General features: G+C 62.8%; 19 protein-coding genes. 8 read left to right on the top strand and 11 right to left on the bottom strand.

The features are described 5' to 3' along the window. Positions 1 to 3 precede the first annotated feature (3 nt). The 5 genes from BMX04_RS02205 to BMX04_RS02190 all read left to right on the top strand — a co-directional run bounded on the left by BMX04_RS02205 (position 4) and on the right by BMX04_RS02190 (position 5,922). A complete protein-coding gene (locus BMX04_RS02205; protein ID WP_074784808.1) occupies positions 4 to 1,170 on the top strand; it encodes an acetate/propionate family kinase in 1,167 nt (388 codons plus the stop codon). 132 nt (positions 1,171 to 1,302) lie between these two features. Beyond that, on the top strand, positions 1,303 to 4,125 hold the full coding sequence (locus BMX04_RS02200; protein ID WP_074784807.1) for a molybdopterin oxidoreductase family protein: 2,823 nt from the start codon (positions 1,303 to 1,305) through the stop codon (positions 4,123 to 4,125). Further along, the gene (locus BMX04_RS19300; protein WP_175477311.1) at positions 4,122 to 4,271 is read left to right on the top strand and encodes a hypothetical protein; all 150 of its coding nucleotides are present in this window, start codon (positions 4,122 to 4,124) and stop codon (positions 4,269 to 4,271) included. Before BMX04_RS02200 ends, BMX04_RS19300 begins: the two co-directional genes overlap by 4 nt. After that, a complete protein-coding gene (locus BMX04_RS02195; protein ID WP_074784806.1) occupies positions 4,268 to 5,050 on the top strand; it encodes a 4Fe-4S dicluster domain-containing protein in 783 nt (260 codons plus the stop codon). Before BMX04_RS19300 ends, BMX04_RS02195 begins: the two co-directional genes overlap by 4 nt. Next, positions 5,050 to 5,922, top strand: a complete 873-nt coding sequence (locus BMX04_RS02190; protein WP_074784805.1) for a dimethyl sulfoxide reductase anchor subunit family protein — start codon at positions 5,050 to 5,052, stop codon at positions 5,920 to 5,922. The genes BMX04_RS02195 and BMX04_RS02190 overlap by 1 nt, the downstream gene beginning before the upstream one ends. Before the next feature lie 4 nt (positions 5,923 to 5,926). Here the strand turns inward: BMX04_RS02190 and BMX04_RS02185 are convergent, their stop codons facing one another. From BMX04_RS02185 to recA, 5 genes are all read right to left on the bottom strand, one after another. Further along, positions 5,927 to 6,472, bottom strand: coding sequence for a histidine phosphatase family protein (locus tag BMX04_RS02185; RefSeq protein ID WP_074784804.1), 546 nt, complete (start codon positions 6,470 to 6,472; stop codon positions 5,927 to 5,929). Between the two features lie 51 nt (positions 6,473 to 6,523). Beyond that, complete coding sequence (locus tag BMX04_RS02180; RefSeq protein WP_074784803.1) at positions 6,524 to 6,811, bottom strand: DUF1330 domain-containing protein; 288 nt, start codon at positions 6,809 to 6,811, stop codon at positions 6,524 to 6,526. A gap of 19 nt (positions 6,812 to 6,830) precedes the next feature. Next, on the bottom strand, positions 6,831 to 7,115 hold the full coding sequence (locus BMX04_RS02175; protein ID WP_050661865.1) for a DUF1330 domain-containing protein: 285 nt from the start codon (positions 7,113 to 7,115) through the stop codon (positions 6,831 to 6,833). 9 nt (positions 7,116 to 7,124) lie between these two features. Beyond that, on the bottom strand, positions 7,125 to 9,788 hold the full coding sequence (alaS, locus tag BMX04_RS02170; protein ID WP_074784802.1) for an alanine--tRNA ligase: 2,664 nt from the start codon (positions 9,786 to 9,788) through the stop codon (positions 7,125 to 7,127). 129 nt (positions 9,789 to 9,917) lie between these two features. Beyond that, on the bottom strand, positions 9,918 to 10,997 hold the full coding sequence (gene recA / locus BMX04_RS02165) for a recombinase RecA (protein WP_074784801.1): 1,080 nt from the start codon (positions 10,995 to 10,997) through the stop codon (positions 9,918 to 9,920). 194 nt (positions 10,998 to 11,191) lie between these two features. On the opposite strand from recA, the gene BMX04_RS02160 reads away from it, so the two are divergent. Beyond that, positions 11,192 to 11,839 (top strand): gamma-glutamyl kinase, encoded by a 648-nt coding sequence (locus BMX04_RS02160; RefSeq protein WP_074784800.1) that lies wholly within the window; start codon positions 11,192 to 11,194, stop codon positions 11,837 to 11,839. Positions 11,840 to 11,858: 19 nt separating this feature from the next. On the opposite strand, the gene BMX04_RS02155 is transcribed toward BMX04_RS02160, so the two are convergent. The 6 genes from BMX04_RS02155 to rpmH all read right to left on the bottom strand — a co-directional run bounded on the left by BMX04_RS02155 (position 11,859) and on the right by rpmH (position 17,807). Next, positions 11,859 to 14,147 carry an ATP-binding protein gene (locus BMX04_RS02155; RefSeq protein ID WP_083398056.1) on the bottom strand — a complete coding sequence of 763 codons (2,289 nt, stop codon included), beginning with the start codon at positions 14,145 to 14,147 and terminating at the stop codon, positions 11,859 to 11,861. Between the two features lie 112 nt (positions 14,148 to 14,259). Next, positions 14,260 to 15,423, bottom strand: a complete 1,164-nt coding sequence (locus BMX04_RS02150; RefSeq protein ID WP_074784798.1) for an RsmB/NOP family class I SAM-dependent RNA methyltransferase — start codon at positions 15,421 to 15,423, stop codon at positions 14,260 to 14,262. A gap of 39 nt (positions 15,424 to 15,462) precedes the next feature. Further along, the gene (gene guaB, locus BMX04_RS02145; protein ID WP_074784797.1) at positions 15,463 to 16,911 is read right to left on the bottom strand and encodes an IMP dehydrogenase; all 1,449 of its coding nucleotides are present in this window, start codon (positions 16,909 to 16,911) and stop codon (positions 15,463 to 15,465) included. 98 nt (positions 16,912 to 17,009) lie between these two features. Beyond that, a complete protein-coding gene (gene yidD, locus BMX04_RS02140; RefSeq protein ID WP_050661859.1) occupies positions 17,010 to 17,243 on the bottom strand; it encodes a membrane protein insertion efficiency factor YidD in 234 nt (77 codons plus the stop codon). Then, positions 17,240 to 17,650 carry a ribonuclease P protein component gene (rnpA, locus tag BMX04_RS02135; protein WP_074784796.1) on the bottom strand — a complete coding sequence of 137 codons (411 nt, stop codon included), beginning with the start codon at positions 17,648 to 17,650 and terminating at the stop codon, positions 17,240 to 17,242. The genes yidD and rnpA overlap by 4 nt, the downstream gene beginning before the upstream one ends. 22 nt (positions 17,651 to 17,672) lie before the next feature. Then, positions 17,673 to 17,807: a 50S ribosomal protein L34 gene (gene rpmH, locus BMX04_RS02130; RefSeq protein WP_012177012.1), complete on the bottom strand. Its 135-nt coding sequence runs from the start codon at positions 17,805 to 17,807 to the stop codon at positions 17,673 to 17,675. A 296-nt stretch (positions 17,808 to 18,103) separates the two neighbouring features. Between rpmH and BMX04_RS02125 the strand changes: the two genes are divergently transcribed. Continuing rightward, positions 18,104 to 18,835 carry a TVP38/TMEM64 family protein gene (locus tag BMX04_RS02125; protein ID WP_083398066.1) on the top strand — a complete coding sequence of 244 codons (732 nt, stop codon included), beginning with the start codon at positions 18,104 to 18,106 and terminating at the stop codon, positions 18,833 to 18,835. 2 nt (positions 18,836 to 18,837) lie between these two features. Then, on the top strand, positions 18,838 to 20,256 hold the full coding sequence (locus BMX04_RS02120) for a dihydrolipoyl dehydrogenase family protein (RefSeq protein WP_074784794.1): 1,419 nt from the start codon (positions 18,838 to 18,840) through the stop codon (positions 20,254 to 20,256). Positions 20,257 to 20,279 lie beyond the last annotated feature (23 nt).

Below are 20,279 nucleotides of genomic sequence, written 5' to 3'. Positions count from 1 at the left end.
GCAATGAGCGATCCGGCGGATAGCGATCTCATACTGGTCCTGAACGCCGGATCCTCCTCGATCAAACTCGCGGTATTCGACAGCGATCTGACCGAGACGCTGACCGGGATCGCCGATGGTATCGGTGGTGCGGGCCACCTGAAACTGGACAGCGTCAAGACAGCACAGAGTTTCCCGGATCACGAAAGCGCGCTGCAAGCGGTGCTTGCGGGACTGGAGGCGAACGGCCTGCACTTCACCCGCTTTCGCGCCGCTGCGCATCGCGTGGTGCATGGCGGTACGGAACTGACCGAACCGGCACTCGTCACGCCCGAGGTGATCGCGGCGATTGACCGCTGTTCGGCGCTCGCGCCGCTGCACAACCCGCATAATCTTGCCGCCATCAAGACGCTGGCGCGCCTTGCCTCCGGCTTGGCCCAAACCGCTACATTCGACACCGCCTTTCATGCGGCAAACCCCGAGGTGGCTGCGCGCTATGCCGTGCCCACTGGGATCGAGGCACGCGGCATCCGGCGTTACGGGTTCCACGGCACCTCCTACGCCTCGCTGGTGCGCCACATGCCGGACCTGATCGGCGCGGTGCTGCCCACGCGCCTGCTCGCCTTTCACCTCGGCAACGGGGCCTCTGTCTGCGCCATCCGTGACGGGCAATCGGTGGCCACCACCATGGGCTATTCGCCGCTTGGCGGGCTGACCATGGGCACCCGCACCGGCGAGATTGACGGCAATGCCCTGCTGCGCCTCGCCGAGGAAGACGGGATCGCGGCGACGCATCATCTCTTGAACAAAGAAAGCGGGCTACGTGGCCTCTCGGGCGGGCTGTCGGACATGCGCGCACTGATGGAGGCGGACACACCCGAGACGCGCTTTGCCATAGATCACTTCTGCTACTGGGCCATCCGCCATGCCGGATCGCTGATCGCGGCAATGCAGGGGGTCGATGCCGTGGCCTTCACCGGTGGCATCGGCGAAAACGCGGGCCCCATCCGGGCGCGCATTTTTCGGGGCCTCGCATGGCTCGGCGCGCAGCTTGACGAGGAGGCGAACACCCGCAGTGAAACACGCCTTCACAGCAAGGGGTCGACCATCACCGGCTGGATCGTACCCGCGCAGGAGGAACGCATGATCGCCGCCGATGCGCTGCATCTCTTGAATGTACCACCACCATGAAAACAGGAACATTGAACCGCTGTCTTCGGGATTTCCAAGACGGATGTTCAGGAAATGCAAAGATCTCAGAAAACGGTCGCGGCCAGACTTCGTCTGCCCTAACGTGACGCCGACCAAGGACAAAGGCCTGACATGACGCATCATCAGCCACGCATCGACACCTCTCCCCATGTCTCGGACGAGGTGCGCAAGACGACCTGTTACATGTGCGCCTGCCGCTGCGGGATCAACGTGCATATGAAGGGCGGCAAGGTGGCCTATATCGAGGGCAACCGCGACCATCCGGTGAACAAGGGAGTGCTCTGCGCCAAGGGCTCGGCGGGGATCATGCAGGTCAACGCCCCCTCGCGCCTGCGCGCGCCATTGAAGCGCGTGGGCCCCCGTGGCTCGGGGGAGTTCGAGGAAATTTCCTGGGACGAAGCGCTGCAAATCGCCTGCGACTGGCTGGAGCCGATCCGCAAGACCGACCCCTCCAAGCTTGCGTTCTTCACCGGGCGCGATCAAAGCCAGAGCTTCACCGGCTACTGGGCGCAGAATTTCGGCACGCCGAATTTCGCGGCGCATGGCGGGTTCTGCTCGGTCAACATGGCAGCTGGCGGCATCTATACGATGGGCGGCGCGTTCTGGGAATTCGGACAGCCGGATTGGGACCATACCAAGCTCTTCATGCTGTTCGGTGTGGCCGAAGACCATGACAGCAACCCGATCAAGATGGGAATCGGCAAGATCAAGGCGCGTGGCGCGCGGGTGATAGGGGTGAACCCGATCCGTTCCGGCTACAACGCCGTGGCCGACGATTGGGTCGGCATCACGCCGGGCACCGATGGCCTCTTCATCCTGTCGCTGATCCATGAGCTGATGCGCGCGGGCAAGATCGACCTCGATTACCTCGCTCGCTACACCAACGCGCCGGTTCTGGTGAACGCCGATCCCAACTCGCCCGAGCACGGGCTTTTCCTACGCGATACCGACGGAAAACCGACAGTTATCGACCGCACCACCGGCAAGCTCACCGCGTTCGACGCCCCGGGCGTGCGCCCCGATCTGAGCGCCACGCACGAGGTGGACGGGATCACACATCGCCCCGTTATGCACCTGATGGCCGAGCGTTACCTCGACCCGCAATACGCCCCCGAGGCGGTGGCCGAGCGTTGCGGCATCACGCCAGACAAGATCCGCCGCATCGCCGCCGAGATCGCGCGCGTGGCCTTTGACGAGGCCTTCACCCTCGATCACGAATGGACAGACTTTCGCGGCGAGACCCACAAGACCATGACCGGCCGCCCGGTCAGTTTTCACGCCATGCGTGGAATATCGGCCCATTCCAATGGCTTCCAGACCGCCCGCGCGCTGCATGTGCTCCAAATCATCCTCGGCACGGTCGAGGTGCCCGGCGGGTTCCGCTTCAAGCCGCCCTACCCCAAACCCGTCAGCGCCCATCCCACGCCGCATTGCAAATACGCGCCCGGTCAGCCGCTCGACGGGCCGCATCTGGGCTTCGTGCGTGGCCCTGAGGACCTCGCGCTCAAGGACGACGGCAGTCCCGCCCGTATCGACAAGGCGTTCACCTGGGAAAACCCGATGTCGGCGCATGGGCTGATGCACATGGTCATCTCCAACGCCCATGCGGGCGACCCCTACAAGATCGACACGCTCTTCATGTACATGGCCAACATGTCGTGGAACTCCTCGATGAACACGCGCGGCGTGATGGAGATGCTGACGGACACCGATGAGAATGGACACTATGTCATCCCGCGCATCATCTACTCGGATGCCTACAGTTCGGAAATGGTCGCTTATGCCGACCTGATCCTGCCCGACACCACCTATCTGGAACGGCACGACTGCATCTCGCTGCTCGACCGCCCTATCTGCGAGGCAGACGCAGCGGCGGACGCGATCCGCTGGCCGGTAATCGAGCCCGACCGTGATGTGCGCGGCTTTCAGACGGTGCTGGTGCAACTGGCCAACAAGCTGAAATTGCCAGGCTTTACCGCCGAGGACGGCACGCCGCGCTATCAAGACTACGCCGATTACATGGTCAATCATGAGCGCAAGCCGGGGATCGGCCCGCTCGCCGGTTTTCGCGGCAATGGCGAGGACGTGGGCCGTGGCGCGCCCAACCCGGCGCAGATCGACCGCTATATTGAAAACGGCGGCTTTTTCGTCAGCCACATCCCCGAGGGCGCGAATTACTACAAGCCGTGGAACATGGCCTATCAGGATTGGGCCGTCGGCATGGGCATATTCGACAAACCGCAGCCCTATATCTTCGATCTCTACGCCGAGCCGATGCGCAAGTTCCAGTTGGCAGCCGAGGGGCATGGCGATCGTCAACCGCCCGATCACCTGCGCGCGCGGATCAAATCAATGATGGACCCGCTGCCGATCTGGTATCCGCCCTTCGAGGATAGCAGCGTCGATACCGAGGAATTCCCGGTGCATGCGCTGACACAGCGCCCGATGGCAATGTATCACTCCTGGGGCACGCAAAACGCCTGGCTGCGGCAGATCCACGGGCAGAACCCGCTCTATCTGCCGACCAAACTCTGGGACGAACACGGCTTTGCCGACGGCGATTGGGCGCGCATCACCTCGGCGCATGGCGAGATCACGGTGCCGGTCGCCCACATGGCGGCGCTGAATGAAAACACCGTCTGGACATGGAACGCCATCGGCAAGCGCAAGGGCGCTTGGGCGCTGTCCGAGGATGCGCCCGAGGCGACGCGCGGCTTCCTGCTCAACCACCTGATCCACGAGCTCTTGCCACCAAAGGGTGATGGGCTGCGCTGGTCCAACTCCGATCCGATCACCGGGCAGGCGGCATGGTTCGATCTGCGGGTGAATATCGAGAAATCCACCGCCCTGGCAGAGGCGCAACCCGCCTTCGCGCCGATCAAATCGCCGGTCGGGAAAGGCCCCGACCAACTCGAATGGAAGGTTGGCGAATGAGCGGCAAGACCCTGACATTGCTCGCCATTCTCGCATTTATTGCCTTCGGCGTCGGCTCGTTCATCTGGTTCATTGCCACATGGGACAAGACCCGCGAAGAGCCAGTGAGCACCCGCCCCCACATACTTGAGGAGCGCCCCGCATGACCACGCTTCCCGAAACCACGACCCGCAAACTCGGTCTCGTCATCGACCTCGACACCTGCGTCGGCTGCCATGCCTGCGTGGTGTCCTGCAAGGGCTGGAACACCGAGAATTATGGCGCGCCGCTCTCCGATCAGGACCCCTACGGCGCCGATCCCTCGGGTACCTTCCTCAACCGCGTGCACAGCTACGAGGTGCAGCCGCTGGCGACCTCGGCCATGCCTCACCCCGCGGCACAACTGGTGCATTTCCCCAAATCCTGCCTGCATTGCGAGGATGCGCCCTGCGTCGCCGTCTGCCCGACGGGGGCCAGCTACAAGCGGGTTGAGGACGGCATCGTTCTGGTCAACGAGAGCGACTGCATCGGCTGCGGGCTGTGTGCCTGGGCCTGCCCCTATGGCGCGCGCGAGATGGATCAGGCCGAGGGGGTGATGAAAAAATGCACCCTCTGCGTCGACCGCATCTACAACGACAACCTCCCCGAGGAGGACCGCGTGCCGGCCTGCGTGCGCACCTGCCCGTCGAACGCGCGTCATTTCGGTGATCTGGGTGATCCCGACAGCGACGTGAGCCAGCTTGTGGCAGAGCGCGGCGGTATGGATCTCATGCCCGAACAGGGCACCAAGCCCGTCAACCAATACCTGCCGCCCCGCCCCAAGGATTCGCTCGACCAGCCCAAACCGGTAGGCGATATCGACATCCTCGCCCCGTTTCTGGAGCCGGTGATGGACGAGCCCAAGGGCTTTCTCGGCTGGCTCGACCGCACATTGGAGAAAATCTGATGCATCCCGCCCCGTCCGTCATCGTCTTCACCACCCTCTCGGGGCTTGGCTTCGGCCTGCTGATCTGGCTGGGCCTTGGCCTGCCTGCGGTCACCGGCTGGGTCGCCTTCGCCTTCTTCGCCATTGCCTATGCGCTCGCCGTGGGCGGGCTGATGGCCTCGACCTTTCACCTCGGCCACCCCGAACGCGCGTGGAAGGCGTTCAGCCAATGGCGCTCTAGCTGGCTGTCGCGCGAAGGCGTCTGTGCGGTCGCGTCCCTGCTGGTCATGGCCGCCTATGGCGCGGGGCTGGTGTTTTTCGACACGCGGCTGGCGTTGCTTGGCTGGGTCGGAGCCCTGCTGTCGCTCGCCACGGTTTTCACCACCTCGATGATTTACACGCAGATGAAAACCGTGCCGCGCTGGAATACACCCCTGACTCCGGCGCTGCTCATCGCGATATCGCTTGGGGGTGGGGCCCTTCTGGCCGGGGAAATCAGCGCCGCGCTGATCCTCTTTCCCATTGCCGGCGTGCTGCAAATTCTATGGTGGGTGCGCGGCGACGGGGCCTTCGCCGCCTCGGGCACCGACACGGCGACGGCGACGGGGCTTGGCAGCATTGGCACCGTGCGCGCCTTCGAGCCGCCCCATACCGGCACCAATTACCTCATGCGCGAGATGGTGCATCAGGTCGGGCGCAAACACGCGATGAAACTGCGAGGCATCGCCTTCGGGCTAGGCTATGTGCTACCCGTCGCGCTCCTGCTGGTGCCGTTCTCGCATATGCTGGCGCTCGTCGCGGTTCTTGCCCATGTCGCAGGCATAACTGCTTCCCGCTGGCTGTTCTTCGCCGAGGCAGAGCATGTCGTCGGGCTCTATTACGGTAAACGCTAGGCGCTCATGGGGCGACGAGAAACCGATCGACCATCTCAAGCCCGTCACCCTTGCGCCGGGTCACAATAATCTCACCTGAGCCCACGCCACGCCCGGTCAAGGCGGTGATGTTCACCTGATGCGTCACGATCAAGAGCCGATCACCCTCGGGCAACTCCGCGATCAGATCGAGAGCTGCTGCTGTCTGCGCCGCGCGGTCGCCACGCCCGGCGAAGAAGGAATTGAGCGGTGGCTTTTCCTCCACATCTCCCATCTCCATCAATACAGCTGTGTCGCGTGCCCGGCACCATTGGCTGGTCCAGACTTGATCAAAGGTGACACCCGCGTCGCGCAGCGCATCGCCAGTGCTTCGCGCCTGATCGCGTCCCCGTGCATCCAGATTGCGCTGGGTGTTGCAATCGTCGACCGCGAACCCTGCCGGATCTCCCGTTCCGGGCGCAAGCGCGTGCCGCATCAGCGCAACGACCCCCGGCTGTTTCAGCGCGTCAAGCCCCTGCGCCGTGACGCAGGTAGCACTCGCAGCAAGCCAGATAAAAAGTAACAACCGCATCCCAAACTCCTTTCGCAAGAGGAGTTAGGGCCACGGTTTGCAGCGACCAGCCTAGTCGGTGATTTCCACGATCACCAATTCCCGTTCCGACGCACCGCGCGCATGGTCGAGCGCCTCCTGGTACTCGGGACTGTGATAGCAGGTCTCCGCAGCCTCGAGGCTGGGAAAACGCGCAACCACGTTGCGCGCCCGCTCCTTGCCCTCCATCTGCACATACCGTCCGCCTCGCGCAATGAAGGCGCCACCATGCTTTGCGATGGCAGGTCCCGCAAGAGCCGCGTAGCGGCCATAGGCAGCGTCATCGGTGACGGTCACATGGGCGATCCATAGGGCGGGCATAAGGTGATCTCCTGTCTGTTCAGATGCCATCGACGATGACGATGTCCCGGCTGCTCGACGACAGTGCCAGCGGCAGGATGCGGCGATACTCCTCCGAGCGGTACCAGTCGAGCGCTGCCTGTCGGTTAGGGAATTCGATGATCACATGGCGCTCGGGGCAGTTGCCCTCAAGGGCGGTCTGCTCACCGCCCTTGACCAGAAACCGCCCGCCAAACTTCTCGGCGAGGGCCACGGTCTGATCGGCATAGGCTTGGTAGTCCTGCGGGTCGTTGACCGTGATCCGTCCGATAATATAGGCGCGCATTCATCCTCCTCAGGAGGTAAGAACCCCCTCTGCCGCTTTGATCGCAGCATCTGCCCCGCCGATATCGCTGCCGCCGCCCTGGGCCATGTCGGGCCGGCCACCGCCGCCCTTGCCGCCCAGTTCCGCCACCGCCGCCCGAACCAGATCGACCGCCGAAAGCTGCGCCGTCAGGTTATCGGTGACACCCGCCGCAACCGCCACTTTGCCGCCGGTATCTGCAATAAGCAAGATCGCACCGCTACCCATCCGCGCCTTGTGTTCGTCAATCAACGGCGGCAGATCGCGGCCCTGCACCCCCGAAAGCACCTGCGCATGGAACGCAACTCCACCCACGTCGCGCGCGGCAACGGCTTCACCCTGCCCTGCCCCGCCTGCCATCGCCAGATCACGACGCAGCTGCGCCACCTCGTTGGCCAAGACGCGACGCTCCTCCATCAGCGATTTCACCCGCTCGGGCACATCCTCGGGCCGGGTTTTGAGATCCCCCGCGACCCGTGCCAGCCGTGCGTTCTGACCGCTGAGATAGTCGAACGCCGCCGCCCCGGTCAGCGCCTCGATCCGGCGCACGCCTGCGCTCGACGCGCTGTCACCAAGCGCCACGAAGGTGCCGATGTCACCGGTCTGGCGCACATGGGTCCCACCGCACAGCTCGATCGAATAGGTGCGACCGTCACTGCCCTTGCCGGACCCGTCGAGCATGCCCATGGACACGACCCGCACCTCATCGCCGTATTTCTCGCCAAAGAGCGCCTGCGCGCCCAGATCTCGCGCATCGTCCGGGGCCATGATCCGCGTCTCGACGGGCGCGTTCTGCCGGATATAGGCGTTCACCTCGGCTTCGACCCGGTTCATTTCCTCGGGGCTGAGCGCCTTGGCATGGCTGAAGTCGAAGCGCAGCCGGTCCGAGGCATTGAGCGAGCCGCGCTGCGCCACGTGATCACCAAGCGCCCGGCGAAGCGCCTCGTGCAACAGGTGCGTGGCCGAATGATTGGCGCGAATGGCGCTGCGGCGGGCGTGATCAACGGCCAGTTTGGCCGCCTGCCCGTTCTTGATCTCGCCAGTCTCGACCTCGGCGAAATGGATGAAGACCCCGGCGACCTTCCTCGTGTCGGTGATGCGCGCGCGGCCGGACTCGGTCTCAAGCGAGCCGGAATCGCCCACTTGACCGCCAGATTCCGCATAGAACGGGGTCTGGTTGAGGACGATCTGGCAGGTCTCTCCCTTGCCCGCCGCCCCGATCATCGCGCCGTCGGAAACGACGGCGGCAATCTGGCCCTCGGCGATCTCAGTGTCATAGCCCAGAAAATCGGTGGTGCCCTTGTCCTCTGCGATGTCGAACCAGATCGCCTGATCCGCCGCCTCACCCGACCCAGACCACGCGGCGCGCGCCTTGGCCTTTTGCTCAGCCATGGCGGAATCAAACCCGTCGGTATCGACTGTGCGCCCCTTCTCGCGCAGCGCATCCTGCGTCAAATCGAGCGGAAATCCGAACGTGTCGTAGAGCTTGAACGCCGCCCCACCCGGCAACGCCACCCCTTCGGGCAGGTGCGCCAATTCGTCGTCGAGCAACCGCAAGCCGCGATCGAGCGTCTGCTTGAACCGCGTCTCCTCGATCCGCAGCGTTTCCTCGATCAGTGCCTGCGCCCGGCCCAGTTCTGGAAAGGCCTGCCCCATCTGCGCCACCAGCGCGGGCACCAACCGGTGCATGACCGGATCCTTGGCACCCAGAATATGCGCATGCCGCATCGCGCGACGCATGATCCGACGCAGCACATAGCCGCGCCCTTCGTTCGAGGGCATCACACCGTCGGCAATGAGAAAGGACGTGGACCGCAAATGATCGGCGATCACCCGGTGATGCACCTTGCCCGGCCCGTCGGGATCGGCGCTCGTGGCGTGGGCGCTCGCCTCGATCAGGTGGCGCATCAGGTCGGTGTCGTAATTGTCATGCTTGCCTTGCAGCAGCGCACCGATCCGTTCCAGCCCCATGCCGGTATCAATCGACTGCATGTCAAGGTCGCGCTGCGTGCCGTCGGCAAACCGCTCGTTCTGCATGAAAACGAGGTTCCAGATTTCGATGAACCGATCACCGTCCTCCTCGGCGCTGCCCGGAGGGCCACCCCAGATCTCGGGTCCATGATCATAGAAAATTTCGGTGCAGGGGCCGCAGGGACCGGTCGGCCCCATCGACCAGAAATTGTCATCGGTCGCGATGCGAATGATCCGGTCATCGCTCAGGCCTGCGTATTTCTTCCAGATATTCGCCGCCTCGTCATCGGTATGGTAGACCGTCACCAGGAGCTTGGATTTGTCGATCCCGAAATCCTTGGTCAACAGATCCCAAGCATAGGGGATCGCCTGCTCCTTGAAATAGTCGCCAAAGCTGAAATTCCCCAGCATCTCGAAGAAAGTGTGGTGGCGCGCGGTGTAGCCCACATTGTCGAGATCGTTGTGCTTTCCCCCGGCCCGCACACATTTTTGACTTGTCGCAGCGCGGGAATAGTCGCGATGCTCGACCCCGGTAAAACAATTCTTGAACTGCACCATGCCGGAATTCGTGAACATCAGCGTCGGATCGTTGCGCGGCACCAGCGGAGAGCTGTCAACGATCCGATGGTCATTGCGTTCGAAAAAATTGAGAAAAGTCGAACGAACTTCATTCAGCGTGGGCATGGGCATCTCTTTCCGGGGCATGGGGTGGCCAGCGTCTGTGCAGATTTAGCCGGGCCATCGCCGCATGTCCACCGCAAGAAAAAAGGCCCGAGAATGACATCTCGGGCCTTTTGCATGGGATCGCTGTGGTCACCCTTCCATGATGTCATCGCCATCTTCATCGGGCGCATCAGGCATGTCAAAGTCGAGCCCGTGGGCGGCCCTGATCTTGTCCTCGATGGCGAGCGCGATATGCGCATGCTCCTTGAGATAGGTCTTGGCGTTTTCCCGGCCCTGTCCGATACGCTCGTCCCCGTAACTGAACCAACTGCCGGACTTCTCGACTACGCCCGCCTTGACCCCCATGTCGAGCAGTTCGCCGGTCTTGGAAATGCCCTCGCCATACATGATGTCGAATTCCACCTGCTTGAAGGGCGGGGCCACCTTGTTCTTGACCACCTTGACGCGCGTCGAATTGCCGACCACCTCGTCGCGATCCTTGATCGCACCGATACGGCGGATGTCGAGCCGCACCGAGCTATAGAACTTCAGCGCGTTGCCGCCGGTCGTGGTTTCGGGGCTGCCGAACATAACGCCGATCTTCATGCGGATCTGGTTGATGAAGATCACCGTGCACTTGGTGCGGCTGATCGAGCCAGTCAGCTTACGCATCGCCTGGCTCATCAGGCGGGCATGCACGCCGACGCTGCTGTCCCCCATCTCACCTTCCAGCTCAGACTTGGGCGTGAGAGCGGCCACCGAATCGACCACCACGAGGCTTACCGCGCCAGAGCGCACCAGCGTATCGACGATCTCGAGCGCCTGCTCGCCGGTATCGGGCTGCGAAATGAGCAACTCATCAAGATCGACTCCGAGCTTGCGCGCATAGATGGGGTCAAGCGCGTGTTCGGCATCGACAAAGGCGCATACCCCGCCCTTTTTCTGTTCCTCGGCCACGCAATGCAGGGTCAGCGTGGTCTTGCCCGAGCTTTCGGGCCCGTAAATCTCGACCACGCGGCCCTTGGGAATGCCACCGATGCCAAGCGCGATATCGAGCCCGATCGACCCGGTCGAGGTCGCCTCGATATCGGCGATCGGATTGTCGCCGCCCATCTTCATGATCGAGCCCTTACCGAATTGCCGTTCGATCTGGGCCAGGGCGCTGTCGAGCGCCTTTTGCTTGTCTGCGTTGCGCTTGTTATCCATGGAGAGAAGATCTGCCGTTGCCATTCATTCGCTTCCTTATTCCATACCCGGCCAAGGGCGGCAATGATTGCCTTTGTTCATGACTTGTTCCATATCCGTATGAGGGTAAAACAAGAACATTTCAAGAAGTTTGTTTGTGGTGACAGTTTTCCCATTAAGCATTAACAAGTGGTTTATATCCGTGGCCAGCGGGGCCGAATCCGGGAAAGAGGCGAAATATGCTCGTGTTTTCAAAGCAACGCCTGATCTTGTTGTCAGTCCCCAAGACCGGGACGACGGCCTATGAAACCGCCCTCGCCCCATTGGCCTCGATTGTCGTGAGCGCACCGCCCGAACTCAAGCACGCGCCGGTGTTTCGCTATAACCGGTTTTTCAGACAGATGATCGAGCGATTCATTGGCGAGGATGCAGAGATCGTCGCCGTCATGCGCGAACCCGTCAGCTGGCTTGGAAGCTGGTATCGCTACCGACAACGCGCATCCCTCGACGGGCAGGCCAATAGCACGCGTGGCATCAGTTTCGATGATTTCGTCACCGCGTATTGCCAAGGCGATTCACCGAGTTTCGCGCAGGTCGGCTCGCAGGCCAAGTTCCTCGAACCGCAACGCAATGGCACCAGAGTCACGCATCTTTTCCGATACGAGGATCAGACCGGGTTCCGCGCCTTTCTGGAAAAACGCCTCGCCACCAGTATAGAGACCTCTTGGCAGAATCAGTCGCCTTCAGTGCCACTGGACCTCTCCTCTGGAACAGAGACCCGCCTGCGCCGCAAGTATGCGGCGGACTTCACCCTATGGCAGGGGATCACGGGGGGCGGTCAATACACGCCACAGCCCCCTCGCCCAAAACCGGATGGCAAAGGATGAAATCACCATGATCGTGGCCTTATCCGATCTGGCGCAAGACGGTTTCTGTCAACTCGTTCAGTGAGAATGGTTTCGGAAGAAAAATCGAATTCGGAATCGTCTCCTGCACATCCCCAAACGTTTCTTCGGCATATCCGGACATGAACACCACCTTTACCGACGGACGATTTTCAAGAACCCGCATTACCCAGGTCGGCCCATCGATGCCCGGCATGACGACATCGGTCACGAACACATCCACATCAAGCTCCTGATCCTCCAGAATTTCCAGCGCGTCTTCGCCAGATTCGGCCTCGAGCACGGTCAGGCCGCGCATCTGCAGGGCGCGGCTGGCAAATGCCCGTACCGGCGCCTCGTCCTCGACAAGCAGGATGACACCACTCACATGCTCGCGCCCATACGGCTCCACATCAGACGGTGCCTCCAGGTCTGGCGATTGGGTATGGGCCGGAAACAGCAATTGAAACGTCGCGCCCTCACCGGACACGCTGTCGGCAAAGATGAACCCTCCGGTCTGCTTGATGATGCCATAGGCCGTGGACAGCCCAAGCCCGGTCCCTTCGCCGGTGCGCTTGGTGGTGAAAAATGGCTCGAACACCTTCTGCAGCTTATCGGGCGCGATCCCCTCGCCTTCATCGATAACCTTCACAGAGACATACCGCCCTGGCGCAACCACGGCCCGGTCCCGGCGCATCGGTTCGGTAAGTGTCAGATTCTCGGTGACGATGCGAATGTCGCCGCCCTCGGGCATTGCATCGCGGGCGTTCACGACAAGGTTCATCAGAACCTGCTCAAGCTGCCGCTTGTCGGCGCGAATCGCGTGCAATGTGGGGTCGTGGCTCAAGGTCAGAGACACCTTTTCTCCGACCAGACGATTGAGCAAATGCGTGAGGTCCGACAAGCTGTCGCGCAGGTCGATGACCTGCGGAAGCAACGTCTGCTTGCGCGAATAAGCCAGAAGCTGGCTGACCAATGCCGCCGCGCGATTTGCATTCTGATTGATCTGCATGAGATCGGCATGGTCGGGCGCGTTCTGATCGTGGCGCAACAGCAGCAAATCGCAATGCCCGGTGATCGCTGTGAGGAGATTGTTGAAATCATGCGCCACACCACCGGCAAGCTGTCCGATCGCCTGCATTTTCTGGCTTTGAACGAATTGCGCTTCGAGCGATTTCAACTCCGTCGCATCGCTCATGACCGCGATCAGCACCACCTCGCCGTCCTCCGTCGCGCGATTGAGAGTGACCTGAACGAAAACCTCCCGGTCATCGCGGCGCACACGCAGGAATTCCGAATGCACGGTTCCACGTCCGGCGGCGGCATCGTCGAGCCAGTCGGAGATCGAGCGTCCAAGCCCTTCCAGCACATCGCCCAATCGAATATCCGCGCTCCCCTCCACCCCGAGCAGCGTCCTGGCGGGGAGGTTCAACAGCGCGATAGCGCCATCGCGCCGCAGCTTGAGCAAGGGCACCGGCAATTCGTCGAAAAAGGCCCATCCGTCCACCGGGCGCTCCAATCCGGAAAGCCCGGGCAAAATGTAGATCTCACGCCGCCCGGCGACACCCTGCCTCTCGACCAGCAGACAGTCGACAGGGCCGTCCGGGGTTTGCACGCTATGCACCTCGCCCGACTGAAACCTGCGGCCAGGGCAAATCCGGTCGAGGGACCGCACCCGTTCACCCACAAGCTGGCGCGCGGCGGGGTTCATGTAGAGCACCGCATCATTGCGCCCGACGATCAGCATCGGCAAGGCATGACTGTCGGTTCCACGATTGGGTCGCGTGCTCGATGGCTCGATCCGCCAGAGAAACTGCCCCTCGCCTGCGCGATGCACGGTCACATGCACATGGCCCGCCCGCGTCACGATATGTTCGGTCGCTGCACCTTTCGCTTCGGCCCGGCTTTCCATCCGAAAGAGCACCGGACCGGGATTGGCAAGCGTCTCTCTCAATGCGGCGGCCAGCGTCGTGACCGCAGGCGTCACAAAGCTCTTGCCCGCAGCAGGATTGGCATAAAGGATATGCCCATCCGCGGCGGCAAGGATCATCGGTGACGGATCATCCTGCATCAACGCTCCGGCCTGCGTCACGGTCTGTTTCTCGCGCGCAGCGCCGTTGCGGCGAAAAATCACCAGCCAGGCTGCGGCAAACAGAAGTATCCCCGCCGCGAAAGCCACCATCAACCGCGCGCGCGGATCACCGAGCATGACGGCAACGACGGCGAACAGCAGACCCGCCAACACGATCACGCCGCTGCGCGGACCGATCCTGAGAACAGCCCTGCCTAGCGGTCTGCCAGAAGTGGACATGAATGCCACAAAGACGCCTTTCTGTCAGATCCAATTCCGCCGCAGCGTGGCCCAAAGACCTTAATTGAACTTTAACGACAGCCGAAAACCCGTCAAGGTTGTTGCGCTAAACCTATCCACGAACCAGCTGTGCGAGACAGAAGCCATCGCCCGCCCCCGAAATCGGCCACGTCCTCTGCTGGCCGAGCCGCCATGACGGATGCTCTTGCAAGAATCGCGCGACCACCGCTTCGTTCTCTTGGTTGAAAACGGAGCAGGTCGCATAGGCCAGACAGCCGCCATCCGCCACGCGCGGCGCGGTTCTGGTCAGTATTTCATATTGGGTCTGCGTCAGGTCCTCGAGCCGCTCCGGTGTCAGGCGCCACTTGGCCTCAGGACTGCGCCGCCAGGTGCCGCTGCCGGAACAGGGGGCATCGCACAGCACGAGATCAAACGGCGCGGCGCTTGCGATGGCATCGCCCTCCAGGCGCGTCACCTCCACCCCGGCCCGTTTCGCGCGCGCGGGCAAGTCGTTCATGCGTTGCGGCGCGATATCATGTGCATACCATGCGGCATCGGCGCGGGCCGCGAGGGCAAGCACCTTGCCACCACCGCCTGCGCAGTAGTCCAGAACACGCGCCCCTTTTGTGATCTGCAGCGCCTCCATCGCGGCCTGACTGCTGCCATCCTGAAGCTCCACCAGACCTTCGGCATAGGCGACTGATCCGGCAATTTTTCGTTCTCCGGAAATCGCTTGCAGCGCGGTCTTCGCAATATCGGCCGTGGTCGTATCAATCCCCTCGGAGGCCAGCCGTGCCTGTGCATCCGCCACAGTTCCGCGCCGTAAATTGACCCGAAGCATCACCGGCGCGCGGTGGCGCAGCATCTCTGCGGCACCCTCGGCAGATGCGCCGAGCGAGGTCTCGAAATGCGGCCAGAGCCAATCCGGCAGGTCAAGCGCATCAAGCCCCACAGGCACATGGCCACCCGCCCGTTCCGGCTCGGTCAGCGCAGTCGGCGCATGTCCGTCGCCGGTAAAGATCGTGTGAGGATCGATGCCCTCGGACCGCATCGCGCCGATCATCAGGTGACGGCCATCGTCACCACCGCCAAGCGCCGCGCAGGAGCGCCAGCGGCGCAATACGTCGAAGACATGATCGCGCACTGCCGCGCGGTCCTTGGAACCCGCATAGCGCGCGCCGCGTGCCCAACCGGTAAGCGCCTTCTCCGCCGCCTCGCCCGCGCGCACCGCGTCGAGCACGGAGATTGCCGCCGCCACACGTGCCCCGGGAGTCACGAGTTCACCTCAAGAACGCCCGGCAACCAATTGGAATTCCTACCCGATCCGATAGTTCGGACTTTCACGGGTGATCTGCACGTCATGCACATGGCTTTCCTTCAGGCCTGCGCCGGTGATGCGCACGAAATTGCAATCGCGGCGCATCTCTTCGACCGTCGCGCAGCCGGTATAGCCCATGGCTGCGCGCAAGCCGCCCACCAACTGATGCAACACGTTTCCGGCAGGGCCCTTATAAGCCACCTGCCCCTCGATCCCCTCGGGCACCAGCTTGTCACTTGCCGCGTCCTTCTGGAAATACCGGTCGGCGGAGCCGCGCGCCATCGCCCCGAGACTGCCCATACCGCGATAGGCCTTGAAGGTCCGGCCCTGATACAGGATCGTCTCGCCCGGGCTTTCATCCGTGCCTGCGAGCATGGAGCCCACCATCGCACAGGAGGCGCCAGCCGCGATCGCCTTGGCGAAATCGCCCGAGAACTTGATGCCGCCATCGGCGATCACCGGCACGTTGCCCGCCGCCTGCGCGCAATCCATGATCGCGGTCAGTTGCGGTACGCCAACGCCCGCCACCATCCGCGTGGTGCAGATGCTGCCCGGCCCGATGCCCACCTTGATCGCATCTGCGCCTGCGTCGATCAGCGCGCGCGTGGCCTCTGCCGTAGCGACGTTGCCCGCCACGACCTGCACCTGATTGGAGAGTGCCTTGGCACGCTCCACGGCGCGCGCCACGCCTTCGGAATGGCCATGTGCGGTGTCGATCACGATCATATCCACCCCGGCATCGACAAGCGCCTGCGAACGCTCGAAACCCGCGTCACCCACAGTCGAGGCCGCCGCAACGCGCAGCCGACCGAGATCATCCTTGCAGGCCGTCGGGTTGAGCACCGCCTGTTCGGTGTCCTTGAGCGTCAGCAGGCCGGTCAGCTTGCCAGTGTTGTCCGTCACCAGCAGCTTCTCGATCCGGCGGGCGCGCATCAGGCTCTTGGCCTCGTCGCGGTCAGCGGGTTCCTGCAGGATGGCAAGGTTGTCGCTTGTCATCATCACATGCACCGGCGTGTCGTCGCTCGAGGCAAAACGCATGTCGCGATTGGTGACGATACCGACAACACGGCCCTTCTCGTCAACCACCGGGAAGCCGGTGAAATTGTAACGCTCAATGAGTGCCTTGGCATCGCCAAGCGTCTGGTCGGGGCGCAGTGTAACGGGGTTGTAGACGATCCCGCTTTCGAAACGCTTGACGCGGCGCACCTCACGGGCCTGTTCCTCGACTGTCAGATTGCGGTGAATCACGCCAATACCGCCGAACTGCGCCATGGCGATCGCCATGCGGGCCTCGGTCACGGTGTCCATGGCCGAACTCAACAACGGGATATTGAGACTGATCGTGTTGGTCACGCGGGTCCGCGTATCCGCCGTGTTGGGCAGCACGCTCGATGCCGCAGGCACCAGCAGAACATCATCAAAGGTGAGCGCCTCGCGAATCTCCATTATGGTTCTCCATGGATATCTCGTTTGGCACGTCCCTATTACATGGATGGCCTCCGGGTAAAAGGGCCATTCTCGCGCAGCGGCTATGCGTCACGCAGTTAGCGCTGATCGCGGTCCGGCACCGGATCATGACCGCACTGACCCCAGGGGTTGCAGCGCGCGATACGCTTTGCCGCGAGCCACCCGCCCCGGAGCGCCCCATGCGTCTCGAGCGCCTCGAGCGCGTATTGGCTACAGGTCGGATGGTAGCGGCAGTGATAGCCGACCCAGGGCGACAGGATGAGGCGATAGCCCTTGATCGGCAGGGCCAGAATGCGGGCAAGCGGGCTCATCTGGGCCCCCGCAACTTTCGCAATGCGTGGATCAGATCGTCGCGCAGCGCCTCATAGGGCCGCGCCGCCGTTTCCTGCGCCCGGCCGATCAGCACATAATCCCAGCCGGGTTGCCCGTAGCTATGCAAGACCTCACGCGCCACGGCGCGCAACCGGCGCTTGGCACGGTTGCGCGCAACCGCGTTGCCGACCTTCTTGGAACAGGTAAAGCCCACCCGGATCGAAGGGTCGTCATCGCGCCGGTCGCGGCCCTGCACCATCATCGCGGGCGTGCCCTGGCGCCTCGCACGCGCAGCGGCAAGGAAATCCGACCGCTTGCGCAAAACGTTCAAACTGTCATGCGCGCATGACGAAACCGCCGGGGGGCTGTTCCCTGGCTTGCGGTCAGGGGCCTCCGGCGGTGTCATGGTCGTCACAACGTGCTGGCGCTTAAGCGCTCAGCGACTTGCGGCCACGTGCACGACGTGCATTCAGGATCTTGCGGCCGGCTTTGGTGGCCATGCGCGCGCGGAACCCGTGGCGGCGTTTGCGAACCAGGTTCGAGGGTTGAAAGGTGCGTTTCATCGCTCCGTCTCCGACGTTGGGGCCACGCTGCAATCGGAATCGCACACGGCCCTGATGTATCCGAAGCCCGGTCTATAGAGATGGGTCAGGACCAAGTCAAACCCCCGCAACCGGAATTTGCAACAAAATCATGCGGGGCTGACCCGGTGATGTTACAAGAGGTGACGAAACGCCCGTTCCAGCCGCCCATGCCATCACCCGCGATCACCCCCGCGTGAGGCCACTGGTATAGCAGCGACCCGCGGTGCAAGTAGAAGGCAACGCAGTCAAACCCGGGCAGGACCATGGATTACAGCATGCAGCATTCGTCAGAGCACAAAACCGGAGGCTGGGCGCGACACGCGCCGCTCGCCATCATTCTCACCGCAGCCGTCATCGGCTATTTCACGCTGCGAGACTACATCACCTTCGACACGCTGCGCGACAATCGAGAGGCGCTACTGGCATTCCGGGACGCCAATTTCGGGTTGATGGTGCTGGCTTTCATAGCGATCTATTTCGTGATCGTAGCCTTCTCGCTGCCGGGTGCGGCGGTGGCATCGGTCACCGGCGGATTTCTCTTCGGCCTCGTCTCAGGCACGGCGTTCAACGTGCTGGCCGCGTCGCTCGGCGCCTTCGCAATCTTTCTCGCGGCCCGGTGGGGGCTGGGCCGTTCGCTCGCGGCCCGGATCGAAACCTCCGAGGGCACGCTGAAGCGGCTCAAGGCCGGGCTGCACGACAATGAAATCAGCGTGCTGTTCCTGATGCGCCTCGTACCCGCCGTGCCGTTTTTCGTCGCGAATCTGCTGCCCGCCCTCGTCGGCGTACGGTTCGTGAATTTCGCGATCACCACCGTGCTGGGAATCATCCCCGGGGCCATCGTCTTCACCTGGATCGGCGTCGGCCTGGGCGAGGTGTTCGACCGAGGTGACAGCCCCGATCTGTCGCTCCTGTGGGAGCCGCAGATCATCGGCCCGATCCTGGGCTTGTGCGCGCTCGCAGCACTCCCCATCCTGATCAAGAGCATTCGTGGCAAGAAGGACATTTGAGCATGCAAGAGATTAAGACGGATCTGCTGGTCATCGGCGCCGGCTCCGGCGGGCTGTCCGTCGCGGCGGGTGCGGTGCAGATGGGGGCGAGCGTGGTCCTGCTCGAAGGCCACAAGATGGGCGGCGATTGCCTGAATTTCGGCTGTGTGCCCTCCAAGGCGCTGATCGCCAGCGGCAAGGCGGCCTATGCGCAATCCCATGCCGCACAATACGGCGTGGCGAATGTGACCCCGGATGTGGATTACGCCGCCGCCAAGGATCATGTGGCCGATGTCATCGCCCAGATCGAGCCGGTGGACAGCCAGGAACGGTTCGAGGGGCTCGGCGTGCGGGTGATCCGGGAATTCGGCGAATTCATCTCACCCAAGCAAGTGAAGGCAGGCGATCATCTGATCACCGCGCGCCGGGTAATCATCGCAACCGGGTCGTCCCCTTTCGTGCCGCCGATTCCGGGGCTCGACACGGTACCTTATGACACCAACGAGACGATTTTCGATCTTCGTGAAAAGCCCGATCACCTGCTGATCATCGGCGGCGGCCCGATCGGCATGGAAATGGCACAGGCGCATCGGCGGTTGGGCTGCGAGGTGACGGTGATCGAGGGGGCCAAGGTGCTGGGTCAGGATGATCCGGAACTGGCGCAAGTTGTGATCGACCAACTCAAGGTCGAAGGGATTGGCATTGAAGAAAGCGCCATGGCGTCGGAAATTCGCGGCAAGGCGGGCGCGATCGAGGTCGAGGCCAAGGACGGGCGCATCTTCAAGGGAACGCATCTGCTGATGGCCGTGGGGCGTAAGGCCAATACAGACCGCCTCAACCTAGACGCCGGCGGGATCGAGACCACGAAACGCGGCATCAAGGTCGACGCCTCCATGCGGACAAGCAACCGCCGGGTCTATGCCATCGGCGACGTGGCGGGCGGGCTGCAATTCACTCATATGGCGGGCTATCACGCCGGGCTGATCATCTGGCAGGCGCTGCTTGGCCTGCCCGCCAAGGAACGCACCGATCACGTGCCATGGGCCACCTATACCGACCCCGAGATCGCGCATGTCGGCCTCACCGAAGAGGCCGCGCGCAAGGAGCATGGCGGCAATCTCGACGTGGTGCGCTTTCACTACACCCATAACGACCGCGCCATTGCCGAGCGCAAGACCGACGGACTGATCAAGGTGATGGTGGTGCGCGGGCGGCCCGTGGGGGCGTCGATTGCCGGCGCGCAGGCGGGGGAGTTGATCAATCTCTGGGCCTTCATCCTCGCCAACGGGTTCAAGATGAAACACGTCGCCAACATGGTCGCCCCCTACCCCACTCTGGGTGAGATCAACAAGCGCGTCGCCGGGGCCTATTTCTCGCCAAAGCTGTTTGATAACCCTATGGTCAAACGTGTTGTAGGCTTCGTGCAGCGCTGGTTGCCCTGAGCGGCGACCAAGGGAGGGGACAG

Origin of the sequence: Roseovarius tolerans, from assembly GCF_900109855.1 — a bacterium.
GTDB lineage: Bacteria > Pseudomonadota > Alphaproteobacteria > Rhodobacterales > Rhodobacteraceae > Roseovarius > Roseovarius tolerans.
Note: the sequence above shows the minus strand (reverse complement) of the source record. Positions and strands in the feature narration are given on the sequence as shown.